Source organism: Ottowia thiooxydans DSM 14619 (assembly GCF_000422885.1).
Lineage (GTDB): Bacteria > Pseudomonadota > Gammaproteobacteria > Burkholderiales > Burkholderiaceae_C > Ottowia > Ottowia thiooxydans.
The window spans coordinates 126,386-138,388 of record NZ_AUGX01000012.1 but is presented as its reverse complement, the minus strand read 5'-3'; the positions used below and the strand labels follow the sequence as shown (position 1 = coordinate 138,388).

At 56.7% G+C, this 12,003-nt stretch carries 11 protein-coding genes and 1 tRNA gene; 4 read left to right on the top strand and 8 right to left on the bottom strand.

Translation table 11 applies throughout. The features are described from left to right. Positions 1 to 221: 221 nt before the first annotated feature. The 6 genes from G518_RS0111575 to G518_RS0111550 form a co-directional block, all read right to left on the bottom strand. Positions 222 to 503: a hypothetical protein gene (locus G518_RS0111575; protein ID WP_028602686.1), complete on the bottom strand. Its 282-nt coding sequence runs from the start codon at positions 501 to 503 to the stop codon at positions 222 to 224. A 102-nt stretch (positions 504 to 605) separates the two neighbouring features. Then, the gene (locus G518_RS0111570) at positions 606 to 1,358 is read right to left on the bottom strand and encodes a hypothetical protein (protein ID WP_156909342.1); all 753 of its coding nucleotides are present in this window, start codon (positions 1,356 to 1,358) and stop codon (positions 606 to 608) included. Positions 1,359 to 1,532: 174 nt separating this feature from the next. Further along, positions 1,533 to 2,213 carry a pentapeptide repeat-containing protein gene (locus G518_RS0111565; protein ID WP_169457931.1) on the bottom strand — a complete coding sequence of 227 codons (681 nt, stop codon included), beginning with the start codon at positions 2,211 to 2,213 and terminating at the stop codon, positions 1,533 to 1,535. A 75-nt stretch (positions 2,214 to 2,288) separates the two neighbouring features. After that, entirely contained in the window at positions 2,289 to 3,077 is a 789-nt protein-coding gene (locus G518_RS0111560) for a hypothetical protein (RefSeq protein WP_156909341.1), read from the bottom strand. Positions 3,078 to 3,536: 459 nt separating this feature from the next. Then, positions 3,537 to 3,612 (bottom strand) — tRNA-His (locus tag G518_RS0111555). A gap of 142 nt (positions 3,613 to 3,754) precedes the next feature. After that, positions 3,755 to 4,459 (bottom strand): Bax inhibitor-1/YccA family protein, encoded by a 705-nt coding sequence (locus tag G518_RS0111550; protein ID WP_028602682.1) that lies wholly within the window; start codon positions 4,457 to 4,459, stop codon positions 3,755 to 3,757. Between the two features lie 231 nt (positions 4,460 to 4,690). Here G518_RS0111550 and G518_RS0111545 point away from each other — a divergent pair, with 231 nt between their 5' ends. Continuing rightward, a complete protein-coding gene (locus tag G518_RS0111545) occupies positions 4,691 to 5,098 on the top strand; it encodes a GlcG/HbpS family heme-binding protein (protein WP_028602681.1) in 408 nt (135 codons plus the stop codon). A 36-nt stretch (positions 5,099 to 5,134) separates the two neighbouring features. Here the strand turns inward: G518_RS0111545 and ppsR are convergent, their stop codons facing one another. Further along, entirely contained in the window at positions 5,135 to 5,956 is an 822-nt protein-coding gene (ppsR, locus tag G518_RS0111540) for a posphoenolpyruvate synthetase regulatory kinase/phosphorylase PpsR (protein ID WP_028602680.1), read from the bottom strand. 185 nt (positions 5,957 to 6,141) lie between these two features. Here ppsR and ppsA point away from each other — a divergent pair, with 185 nt between their 5' ends. The 3 genes from ppsA to G518_RS0111520 are packed head-to-tail and all read left to right on the top strand — an operon-like array spanning position 6,142 to position 10,920. Further along, positions 6,142 to 8,544, top strand: coding sequence for a phosphoenolpyruvate synthase (gene ppsA / locus G518_RS0111530; RefSeq protein WP_028602679.1), 2,403 nt, complete (start codon positions 6,142 to 6,144; stop codon positions 8,542 to 8,544). Beyond that, the gene (locus tag G518_RS38415; protein ID WP_051236457.1) at positions 8,523 to 8,873 is read left to right on the top strand and encodes a DUF4212 domain-containing protein; all 351 of its coding nucleotides are present in this window, start codon (positions 8,523 to 8,525) and stop codon (positions 8,871 to 8,873) included. Before ppsA ends, G518_RS38415 begins: the two co-directional genes overlap by 22 nt. Then, a complete protein-coding gene (locus G518_RS0111520) occupies positions 8,860 to 10,920 on the top strand; it encodes a VC_2705 family sodium/solute symporter (RefSeq protein WP_028602678.1) in 2,061 nt (686 codons plus the stop codon). Before G518_RS38415 ends, G518_RS0111520 begins: the two co-directional genes overlap by 14 nt. A gap of 37 nt (positions 10,921 to 10,957) precedes the next feature. On the opposite strand, the gene G518_RS0111515 is transcribed toward G518_RS0111520, so the two are convergent. After that, positions 10,958 to 11,782, bottom strand: a complete 825-nt coding sequence (locus G518_RS0111515) for a MetQ/NlpA family ABC transporter substrate-binding protein (protein ID WP_028602677.1) — start codon at positions 11,780 to 11,782, stop codon at positions 10,958 to 10,960. Positions 11,783 to 12,003: the final 221 nt, after the last annotated feature.

The following is a 12,003-nucleotide window of genomic DNA, read 5'->3' as shown; positions in this document are numbered from 1 at the left end:
CGGACCGCCGATGAAGCGCTGCGCCGGCGGCTGCTAAGTGAGCGGGTGCAGCGGCCTGTTAATCGTCATTTCGCAGGTATGCCCGATCACTTTGCACGCCCAGAGATGGGCTGGCAAGAACCTCAACCCGATATCTTTCAAAGCGTCAGCTGCAGGCGCCATAGTGCTAAACCCCTTGCCGGCGAGATTCACATGCTCTCCTTGGTGGTGCCTCCAACGGCCTATCTTTTGCGTATTGGGCCTGTCAAGACGCGAGCGCAGATGACAAACGTAAGGAGGGCAGGCCCCAGCGCTAACAGGATTTCGGCACCCACAAACAAGCCTTGCAACATGAGCAAGGGCAGTACGCCCAGCCCGGCTCCGACGAGCAAAAGCCAGGCCGCAAGGACCTGCCCCTTGCGATCGCGAGACACCTCTCCGCGGCCGCGCGCGGCAAGCCACAAAGCCACGGCAAGCGAAGCGAGGAGAACCTGCCAGCCAACTAGTCCGAGGACTTCGTTCATGCGCCTAACGTGAAGTTGAACGGACGGTGCATGCGGTCCGATCGACTGGGATGGTGGACCTCATTTTCCATAGCAGTAGGTGTTTTCCAGCGTATAGAAAAACTAGGCGGCGAGCTGCGGAAAAATCTGATGTGCCAACGACCAGTTCACGGCGGGCTGCCCGCGACCTGCGGACAATGGCCAAACTGGGTCTGCACGATGAGGCATTTGAGAAAATGCCTCATTCTCCATCTCTATACGTTGCAAATAGCTGTAGAAGTGAAATGCACCCGAGTATTTAGGCACTTTGGCATTCGTAACGACGCCAAGCTCTGCGAGTATCCGCAGGCACCAGATCCGTGCTGCCAGATTGCTTTTGGGCATCAATTTTGTCGCTGATACCTGCTTTTGAAGCTCTGTGGTTGATAAGGTTACCGGAACGGACTCAATCACTTTCAATAGCGCACGCAGCACTTCAACATGCTCAGTCTGATACGCCAGCGTGATATTGGGCACATCCTCCAGGTCGATCAAATGGCTGTAATCCGGCGTCATGGAGCAGCGCCCAGCGCGGTCGAAGTCGGCAATCTGTTCTGCTCTGTCGAAGAACCCATAGTTGCTAAAGTCACGCCCTGCGGGAGAACGATGGAAAATGCCGCATATGGCGCAGGGAATATCGGCATCGAATCGGATGAGACGATTGTGTGCCGAAAAATCGAATCGCTCCCATGTGTGATCTGGCAAATTGCACGCCGAGTAGTAAGCCATGATGGGCGTCATCGCCCGGCGTACGCCTGTAGCAATGCTGGCGATGAACAACTCTGTAACTCTGTCGCGCAGCATGTGACTTGCGGCCAACGTGCGCAGTTTTTGCACGGTAGTGTCGCGCTCAAAAGTTTCGACTGCCATGAATGGAAACCCTGTGTGGATGTGGAGACTCTAGCGCAACGTAGACCTTGTCATCTCCGCAGACTTTGATGACCAGCGAGATGGTTAGTCGCCTCTGCGGGGCAGTTTTTCTCCAAGTGGCGTACGCCCCTCACTAGTTACCTAAAGTTGTTCAGGGACCTGCGTTCGGACTAGCGCACAGTCCTCGTCAATCTCACAGGATTGGAAAGTAGAGTCCATGAGATCGCAGTCTTCAAGCATGACGGCTGACCCGCCAGTATCAGTCGCGGTGGCTTGGGTGCCCAGGAAGCGGACCGAGCGAAACGAGCTTGCAAATTGGCAGCGTACAAAACGCGTCGAGGCAAGCTCAAGCGTCTGAAATTTGCAAGTGACGAAGTGGCATTGCTCGTGCAGAGCATCATGACCGAACAACCGTCGTGATCTGCCTTTGGGTTTGAAGCGGCATGCGATGAATTGACAGGATTTGTAGAAGCCGTCTACGCCGAGTTGACCACCCAGGAATTCGCACTTCTCAAAGCTGCACTCGATAAACTCGCAGTTCCACATTCTGACCTCTGTGAAGTCACACTCATTGAACTTGCAGTTCTTGAATGAGGGCGTCATGAGACTGCAATGGGAGAAGTCGCTGCCGGAGAAATCGCAGCTTTCAAATACCATCTTCTCCAGAGAAACGCGAGCGCCACTCCAACTGCCCGAGTTGAAGAGAAAGCCGCGGCAGTCTTTAAGCCCGTCTGTAGTCTCGCCGAAAATAGTGGCCAATTGGGTCAGGTCGGACAGTAGCTCCTCGCGCCTGTCATGCCATCTTGTTCTGAGGTTGATCAAAGGAGCGTTTCGGGTCATATGTCCTCTCGGCTGACGGGCTGGAGCGCATTACGAGGCGAGCAGGCGTGCGCATAGTTACCACTCCCGCCAGTCATCAACGCGTTGAATCAAGGTGGGGGTTTTTGTCACTATCGCTATCAGCTCGAGGGCCTCAATGAGGTCTTCGCTATGCGTAGTTTGAATGAGTGATTCCTCGGCATTCAGTTGGTTGAGGGATGCCACGAATTGCCGAACTCGGCTGAGGATCTGCGATTTGGATGTTTTTTGAAGCGCCAGCAAGTCTTCGAGCAAGTTCAGCATCATGGCCTTGGCTTGTTGCTGAAGTGGCTGTTCCCAGTCATCGTTCCAATGTGAGAACCAGTCTCTTGAAGACAAGCTGTCAAGGGTTGTGGACTCAAGTATTTGAGCCTGCTTCTCCATATACAAACGCGCCCGTTCTGCGACCTCTTGTGCCTCACGCTCTTCTTCGGCTAGCAGGTTACTTCGATCATGGTCCCAACGCCATTGCGCCAGGCTCTGCGCACCAAGGCTTTCCCAGGAGCTACCGTAGCTGGAAGAATCAAGTTTCAGATCCTCTTGCGTGATCGGGATTGACCCCATCGATTTCATACCGGGAGGTAGAGGTTCGGAAATCCAATGCGCTTGCAATACAGACTTCCAAGAATGATGGGTGAGAAACAGCCATCGACGTAGTTCAGAGTCGGAGGGCAGTTTTGGCTCGTCCGAAACCCAGGCCGATGTGACCACCAGCACCCTGGTTGTGCTGACCGTGCGCCTGGCAGTTGACTGGGTTGGATCGATCCCGGTGGTCGCTTTGATAACGACCGCTGCTGAAAATTTTTGACCTGCCAGCGGCAGCAGCACGACGCTGCCCGGGGCGGGGAGCTCAGTGGCGCCGGTGGTGAGTAATTTCGACATGATCAGTTGAAATCCAGAGAGCCCTGGCTCTTGTGTTCTTGGTTCTCGATATTCGCGACGGCAGTCGACTCCCGCCGCTGTCTCAGGAGGCATCTCATTGGGCGCCTCTACTGCCTTTGAGCTCAAACGCAATATGTACCGCACCGCGCTGAAGGCCTACTCTGGCACCTGCTGTCCATCTTGACACGACAAAGGGGAGCGCACCCGCTTCAAGCCAAGGCCTTGCAAGGCAATGTACCGCATGCAAAAACAGCAAGCGGGATTTCCGCAACGGTCAGTGATCAGACGGGGGGGGGGGGGAGCTTACAGGCGGCTCCGAAAAGGAGCGCTGTATGAGACAAGTGGATGATGGGGTCCGGTGAAATCACCGGAAAACCTTTTTAAATCATCAACACTTAGAGAATTTGGGGTGACTGATGGGGCTCGAACCCACGACAACCAGAATCACAATCTGGGACTCTACCAACTGAGCTACAGTCACCGCGAACTTCGAATTATAGCCGCTAGAAATCATGTTTCGGCTACGAGGAGCGCTGAATTGTGAATACAGGCGAAAACTCGATGGTACACAAGCAAAAAAAGGGTCCCATGTGGGACCCTTTTTTGGTGGCCGTTGAGGCTGATTAGTCGTTGCTGCCGCTGGTGAGGCCCAAGATAGCCAGCAAGCTCTGGAACACGTTGAAGACGTCCAGATACAAGGCCAGTGTGGCGCTGATGTAGTTGGTTTCGCCGCCATCGATGATGCGTTTCAGGTCATACAGCATGAACAAGCTGAATACGCCGATCGCCAGCGTGCTGATCACCAGCATGCCCGTGGTGGAACCCACAAACACGTTCACGATGCCGCCCACCATGATCGCCAGCGCACCCACGAAGAGCCATTTGCCCAGACCGGAGATGTCGCGCTTGATCACGCTGGCGAGACTGGCCATGACGAAGAACACGCCTGCCGTGCCGCCCATGGCGGTCATTACCAATTCAGAACCGTTCTTGAAACCCAGCACCATCGCGATCATGCGCGAGAGCATCAGGCCCATGAAGAAGGTGAAAGCCAGCAGAACAGGTACGCCCGCAGCGGAGTTCTTGGTTTTCTCAATGGCGTACATGAAGCCGAAGGCACCCGCCAGAAAAACGACGAGACCCACGCCACCCGTCAGGCTTCTTGTAATACCTGTGGACACGCCAATCCAGGCGCCCAACACAGTAGGAATCAGGCTGAGGGCCAGCAGTAAGTAGGTGTTGCGCAATACCTTATTGCGCTCTTCCGGAGTAGCTACCCCACCGCGTGCGGCGTCAGCATAGCCAAAAGTTTGAATGCGGTCGCTCATAAGTCAGTTCTCCTCTAGGTGGCGGATAAATGTGCGCCGCTCGGGCGGCTTGACGTTCATTGTACGTATGAGTAGCAAAGAACGTAAAAATTCCCTTAGAAATCAAAAAGATGCGTGTGCAGCCGTGCGATGGGCTCTCATCATGCAAAATTTCCTCAAGTAGATGCTTGGCTGCGATCGCGCGGCCCCTCTGATTTTTTTGCTACTTAGGCCCTATGTGGAGATCAAATTATGAAAACCAAATACATCCTCGAACATTCTGAGGTCAAGGCGATTGCTGCCGCAGCAGAGGCCGAGGCTTTGAGGAACGATTGGGCTGTCGCGATTGCCATCGTGGATGAGGGGGGTCACCTGTTACATTTTCAGCGCTTGGATGGCACTCCGCCCGTGAGTGCGCATGTCGCACCAGCCAAAGCACGCACGTCGGCACTCGGGCGGCGCGAGAGCAAGGTCTACGAAGACATGATCAACGGTGGCCGCTATTCCTTCCTGTCTGCACCGTTCATAGAAGGCATGCTGGAGGGGGGCGTTCCCATCATGAAAGACGGCCAGTGCCTGGGCGCGGTGGGCGTGAGCGGCGTCAAATCAGCGAACGATGCCCAAATTGCTCGCGCCGGTATTGCCGCGATAGGTCTGTAGTTGTTTTTTAGCTCACCCCGCCAAAAGGCGTTTGGCTTAGTAACTCAAGCGTTCGGGGCGCAGTTCCTGCAAGATCGTGGTGGCAATCTCCTCGATCGACTTGGTCGTTGTTGAAAGCCAACGGATGCCGGAGCGTCGCATCATGCTTTCCGCTTCTGCCACTTCCATACGGCAGTTTGCCAAACTTGCATATTGTGAGTTTGGACGGCGCTCCGAGCGGATTTCAGACAGGCGTTCGGGCGAGATGGTCAAGCCAAACAGCTTTTTGCGATGCGTCACCAGCGCAGGAGGAAGCTGACGGCGATCGAAATCTTCTGGAATAAGGGGGTAGTTGGCCGCTTTGAGGCCGTGCTGCATCGCCAGATACAGGCTGGTGGGCGTTTTGCCACTCCGGCTGACGCCAATAAGGATCACGTCAGCGCCGGCCAGATCCCTGTTGCTTTGGCCGTCATCGTGCGCCAGGCTGTAATTGATGGCCTCGATGCGGTCGTGATAAGCCTGACTCTTGCTGATATCTGAAAACCTTCCCACGCGGTGGTGGCTCTTGATGCCCAGTTCAAGCTCCAAGGGCTGCACGAAGGTACCGAACATGTCCATCAGCATGCCCTTACAGCCGGTGCGGATAATGCCTAACACTTCCATATCCACCAAAGTGGTGAAAACTAGAGGTCTTTTCCCTTCTAACTCCCCCACATGGTTGATTTCGCGCACCGCTTGGTGGGCCTTGTCGGCAGAATCGACGAAAGGTATGCGAACACGATGCGGTACGAAGTCAAACTGAGCCAAAATGGCGTTGCCAAAGGTCTCGGCGGTGATGCCGGTGCCATCGGAGACAAAAAAGACAGTGCGCTCTGGCATGGACTAGGTTCCTGTGGGCTGGCTTAAAAACATAGAATCCCCCTCATTATGCGAATTCAACCCGCACGCGTGGAAAGTGGCACACAAGCACAACTCCAAAGTCCGTCTGCGCGAGTGGGTAGCGTGCGTGTTCGTTCTCTCTCTGAACGACGCGCCAGACCGGTTTTAACTTCTGGAGCTTCCCCATGTCTGCATTGTTTGATCCGACCTCCCTGGTCGTACCGTTTGAAAAACTGAGAATGACTGACGTCGATTCGGTGGGCGGTAAAAACGCCAGCCTCGGCGAGATGATTTCCCAATTGCCTACTGAAGGTCCTGAAGGCGTTCGCGTTCCTACCGGTTTTGCTACCACGGCGCATGCGTTTCGCGAATTCCTGGCGCACGGCGGCCTGGATGCACGTATTCAGGCTCGGCTGGATACGCTGGATACCGAGGATGTCCGTGAGTTGGCGGTCGCGGGTGCAGAAATTCGTGGATGGGTAGAGGCGCAACCCTTCCCGGCAGACTTGGAAAAATCCATTCGGGAAGCGTTTGTCACGCTCAGCGCTGGCAACACTCAGGCCAGCTTCGCGGTGCGTTCTTCCGCCACTGCAGAGGATTTGCCTGATGCATCCTTTGCGGGCCAGCAAGAGACCTTCTTGAACGTGACCGGCATCGAGGCCGTGCTGCACAAAATGAAAGAGGTGTTTGCCAGCCTCTATAACGACCGTGCCATCAGCTACCGCGTGCACAAGGGTTTCGCGCACGCTGGCGTAGCGCTCTCAGCGGGCGTTCAGCGTATGGTCCGAAGCGATCTGGGCGCTGCCGGCGTCATGTTCACCATTGATACGGAAAGCGGGTTCGAGGATGTGGTGTTCATCACCAGCAGCCATGGCCTGGGCGAGACCGTGGTGCAGGGCGCTGTGAACCCGGATGAGTTCTATGTGCACAAGCCCACTCTCCAGGCTGGCAAGCACGCGGTAATCCGTCGCAACCTGGGATCGAAACTTATTCAGATGGTGTTTTCCACTCCGGAGGAAAAAGCCGCCAGTGGCCAACTGGTGAAAACCATTGACGTTCCCACTGAACTTCGCAACCGCTACTCCCTCACGGATGAAGATGTTTTGCAGCTGGCGCGCTACGCGCTGGTGATCGAAAAACACTATGGCCGTCCCATGGACATTGAGTGGGGCAAGGACGGTACAGACGGCGGACTCTACATCCTGCAGGCACGGCCAGAAACCGTAAAAAGCCAGCAGAAGGGCAAGACAGAACAACGCTACAGGCTGAAAGGCACGGGCACTGTGCTGGCCGAAGGCCGAGCCATTGGCCAGAAAATTGGCACCGGACCAGTGCGCATGGTGCACAACATCTCCCAGATGGACCAGGTGCAGGCCGGCGATGTGCTCGTGACCGATATGACTGATCCCAACTGGGAGCCGGTGATGAAACGCGCCAGCGCCATCGTGACCAACCGGGGCGGGCGCACCTGCCATGCGGCCATCATCGCGCGCGAGTTGGGCATTCCCGCCATTGTGGGCTGCGGCGACGCCACTGAAAAACTCAAGAACGGCACGCTGGTGACGGTGAGCTGCGCGGAGGGCGATACCGGCCACGTCTACGACGGTCTGCTCGAAACCGAAATCACCGAAGTCAAGCGCGGCGCCATGCCGCCGATCTCCACCAAGATCATGATGAACGTAGGCAACCCGCAGTTGGCCTTCGACTTCGCGCAGTTGCCCAATGAAGGCGTGGGTTTGGCCCGCCTGGAATTCATCATCAACAACAACATCGGCGTGCACCCCAAGGCTATCCTGGACTATCCGCAAGTTGATGGAGATCTGAAAAAAGCCGTGGAATCGGTGGCGCGCGGACACGCCTCACCGCGTGCGTTCTATGTGGACAAGGTCGCTGAAGGTGTGGCCACTATCGCCGCCGCTTTCTGGCCCAAACCAGTGATCGTGCGTCTTTCTGACTTCAAGAGCAACGAATACCGCAAGCTGATTGGTGGCAGCCGGTATGAGCCCGAAGAAGAGAACCCGATGCTCGGCTTCCGTGGCGCGGCGCGCTACATCAGCGCTGATTTCCGCGAAGCCTTTGCCATGGAGTGCGAAGCACTCAAGCGGGTGCGCGAAGACATGGGCCTGACCAATGTGCAGGTGATGGTGCCGTTTGTGCGCACTCTGGGTCAGGCTGAGCGCGTGACGCAGTTGTTGGCTGACCATGGTTTGCAGCGCGGCGTGAACGATCTGAAAGTCGTGATGATGTGCGAGGTACCCAGCAACGCCATCCTGGCCGAGCGCTTCCTCGAATATTTCGATGGCTTCTCAATTGGCTCCAACGATCTCACACAGCTCACGCTTGGCCTTGATCGCGATTCAGGCATGCCGTTGCTGGCTGCCGATTTCGATGAGCGAGATCCTGCCGTTAAAGCCTTGCTCCAGCGTGCCATTAGCGCTTGTTTGGCAGCGGGTAAGTACGTGGGTATTTGCGGGCAGGGCCCCAGCGACCACCCGGACTTTGCCCACTGGCTTGCCAAGGAAGGCATTTCTTCGATCTCGCTCAATCCTGATAGCGTGATCGATACATGGACCCTGCTCGCGAGCTGACCAGTCGCAGCGCCTTATTCGCTCCGGAGATGGGACACCTCAAAGATGCGGAGCATTTGGAGAGGATGGAGGCGTTGTCCGAAACCCCACACTACGGCTTTGACCGGTTGAAGGTGGTCCTTCTCGTGGTGTGGGCGGCCGCGTCTTTTGGCGTCAGCTGGTTTGCCCGGGATCTGCGGCAGGTGGTGGCGGGTTGGCCGGTCAATTTCTGGTTTGTGGCCCAAGGCGCCGTACTGGTGTTTCTGGGCATTGTGGTGGTCTACGCCACGATCAGGAATCGCCAGGAGCGCGCTCATGTGGGCGCGGGCGCTGCGGATGAAAACGCCTGAAGTTGCGCGTTACGAATCACGCCTGCACCGGGCGTTATTTTTGTTTGTGGTCGGATTTCTGGCGTTCCTGGCCCTCATGGCCTGGGCTGAGCAAGCCGGACTTTCCCGCGCCTGGATTGGGCCGATTTTTCTCTTTGCAACTGTCATGCTCTATGCCGGAATTGGCATCTGGGGCCGAACGACTGATCCGGAAGAGTTCTATGTAGCAGGCCGGCGCATTCCGCCCATGTACAACGGCATGGCGACTGCGGCAGACTGGATGAGCGCCGCATCGTTCATCAGTCTTTCGGGGGCGCTCTATCTTCAAGGCTTTTCTGGCACTGCTGCGCAACCCGGCGGCTTGGCTTACGTGTTGGGTTGGACCGGGGGGTTCTGCCTGGTGGCGCTTCTGATTGCGCCAAGGCTGCGCGCCATGCGCCTCTACACCGTGCCGGATTTCTTTGCGGTGCGGTTCGGCGGTTATTGGCCACGTTTGTTGGCTGCTGCGGGGGCTGTGGGCTGCTCGTTCATGTACGTGGTGGCTCAGATTTATGGCATTGGGTTGATCGCCTCGCGGCTGACGGGAGTGCAGTTCGAGATTGGCATTCTGCTGGGTCTGGGCGGCGTGCTGCTGTGCTCCTTTCTCGGAGGCATGCGCGCCATCACCTGGACCCAGGTCTCACAGTACGTTGTGCTGCTGTTGGCATTTTTGATCCCCGTTTCGTGGCTGGCTTACAAGCAACTGGGAACGCCGCTTGCGGTAGTGGCCTATGGCGCGCAACTGCCCAAAATTGAGAAACTTGAGCAGGCGTTGATAGATTCCTCAGCGGAACAAGCCGTGAGCGCCATCTACCAGGAGCGGGCGCGGGACTACGCCGAACGCCTGCGAGATCCGGCAGCGGCCTTGGCCCGTGACCGCTCCCAGCTTGAGGAGCGCATCCGCATGCTCAAAGCTCAGGGCGTGGATTTTTCTCTCATCATGCAAGCACGGCGTGAACTGGCCGCCCTGCCGCGTAACGAGGCGAGCGCCATAGATCGCTGGACGCGTGCCATGAAAGAATCCATAGAGCGCAGCAAGCCCCTTGGCGGCTTGCCACGCCACGGGCAGGCCTTCTCTGGCGACCCTGAGGGTTCGGTGGCCGACCGGGAGGAGTTCGACGCTTCCCGTATGAATTTCTTGGCACTGATGTTCTGCCTCATGGTGGGCACTGCCAGTTTGCCTCACCTTTTAACCCGCTTCTACACCACCTCCAGCGTCGCTGACACGCGCAATTCGGTGGCTTGGTCGCTAGGGTTCATCGCCTTGCTCTACTTGGCCACGCCAGCGCTGGCGGTGTTGGTGAAGTACGAGATCATGCAGGGGTTGGTAGGCAGCAGTTTCGATGCCCTGCCCAATTGGATTGCGCAATGGGGCAGGGTGGATCCCGGTCTGGTTTCGGTGGCTGACGTGAACGGAGATCGCATTCTGCAGTTCGGTGAGATCAGGCTGGGCGCCGACATGATCATGCTGGCGACCCCTGAGCTGGGTGGCCTGCCTTACGTGATTTCCGGCTTGGTGGCGGCGGGTGGTTTGGCCGCAGCTCTTTCCACTGCTGACGGCCTGTTGCTCACCATCAGCAATGCACTGGTGCACGATACAGCGCCCACTGGCCCGGATGGCATGGTGCGTGTTTCGGAAAACCACGTCATTCTTTCGAAGTTTGCACTCCTGGCCACGGCCATGCTGGCTGCGTTTGTTGCGGTGCTCAAGCCCGCAGAAATTATCTCCCTCGTGACTGCATCGTTCTCGCTGGCAGCATCCACCTTTTTCCCTGGCCTGGTCATGGGAATTTTCTGGCGCGGTGCCACCAGGCGCGGCGTCGTGGCGGGCATGTTGGCTGGCGTTGGCGTGACAGTGGGCTACATGCTCATCGCCAACCCCACACTGCGTGCCTGGTGGGGGGCTGCACCTGGCGGACTGTGGGGTGGCATCTTGCCCATGTCGGCAGGCGTCTTCGGCGTACCGGTGGGGTTTGCGGTGATCGCCTTGGTTTCGCTCTTGCCTGCGGGCGGCAAGAAGGCGTCGTGAGCCGGAAATAGATGGAGCTTTCGCTCCATCTATTTAATCAAAAAGCCGGCACCAGCGAACCGTTGAACTTGGTTTGAATGAAGGTTTTGACCTCTGCCGACTGGTAAGCCTGCACCAGGCTCCTGGCCCATGGTGTGTCCTTGTCGGCACGGCGTACCGCAATCAAATTGGCGTATGGGCTCTTAGGCGACTCTTTGATCACGGCGTCTTTGTCTAAAGACAAGCCAGCCTTTTCGGCGTAGTCGTTGTTGATGGAGGCAATCGTGAGGTCATCCAGCGAGCGCGGAAGCTGCGCGGCGTCCAGTGCAATCAGCTTCAGTTTCTTGGGGTTGGAGACCACATCCAGCGGCGTTGCGGTGTTGTTCTTCACCGCCTCGGGTTTAAGCGTGATCAGCTTGGCTTCCTGCAGCAGGAGCAGGGAGCGGTTGCCGTTTGACGGGTCGTTTTGAATACCCACAGTGGCGCCATCGGGCAGTGCATCAAGGCTCTTGATTTTTCGTGAGTAAAAGCCCAGCGGTGCTGTAACGGTCAAGCCCACAGGCACGATGTCAAAGCCACGTGCCTTGTTCTGGTTGTCCAGGAATGGCTGATGCTGGAAGGCGTTGGCATCCAGGTCACCGGCTGCTAACGCGGCGTTGGGCAACTGGTAATCATTGAATACGATGACCTCGATGGGCAAGCCGTTGCGTGCAGCGACTTTTTTGACAACCTCAAAAATCTGCTCTGCATTTCCCACGGAGACGCCTACTTTGAGCGTCTTTTTCTCTTGCGCATGAAGCGTGCCGTGAGCAGACAGGAAAGCAGTGGCAGCGAGCGAGATCGCAGCGATGACGGCGGTGCGGCGGCGGGGTGTGTTCGTCATGGTGGGCAGCATCAAAAATGTGAAAAGAGATACGCACTGTGTCTGCTCCTCTCGTTTTTCCAAACGAAGGAAAGTGCGAAACCTTATGTGCTTATTGATGTGAAATTACCTGTGAGTTATACAAATTAGTAATAAGGAGCGAACTATTAATTCGTTCCCTATTCGGCCCGTAGTTCCCATACTCGCGTCATTCAATGTTTTTTCGAACGCCGCAGGAACGC

What these genes read in the sequence shown, in the direction of transcription:
- G518_RS0111575 (WP_028602686.1), bottom strand. Translation starts at nt 503, where the DNA reads ATGAACGAAGTCCTCGGACTAGTTGGCTGGCAGGTTCTCCTCGCTTCG.
- G518_RS0111550 (WP_028602682.1), bottom strand. Translation starts at nt 4,459, where the DNA reads ATGAGCGACCGCATTCAAACTTTTGGCTATGCTGACGCCGCACGCGGT.
- G518_RS0111545 (WP_028602681.1), top strand. Translation starts at nt 4,691, where the DNA reads ATGAAAACCAAATACATCCTCGAACATTCTGAGGTCAAGGCGATTGCT.
- ppsR (WP_028602680.1), bottom strand. Translation starts at nt 5,956, where the DNA reads ATGCCAGAGCGCACTGTCTTTTTTGTCTCCGATGGCACCGGCATCACC.
- ppsA (WP_028602679.1), top strand. Translation starts at nt 6,142, where the DNA reads ATGTCTGCATTGTTTGATCCGACCTCCCTGGTCGTACCGTTTGAAAAA.
- G518_RS38415 (WP_051236457.1), top strand. Translation starts at nt 8,523, where the DNA reads ATGGACCCTGCTCGCGAGCTGACCAGTCGCAGCGCCTTATTCGCTCCG.
- G518_RS0111520 (WP_028602678.1), top strand. Translation starts at nt 8,860, where the DNA reads ATGAAAACGCCTGAAGTTGCGCGTTACGAATCACGCCTGCACCGGGCG.
- G518_RS0111515 (WP_028602677.1), bottom strand. Translation starts at nt 11,782, where the DNA reads ATGACGAACACACCCCGCCGCCGCACCGCCGTCATCGCTGCGATCTCG.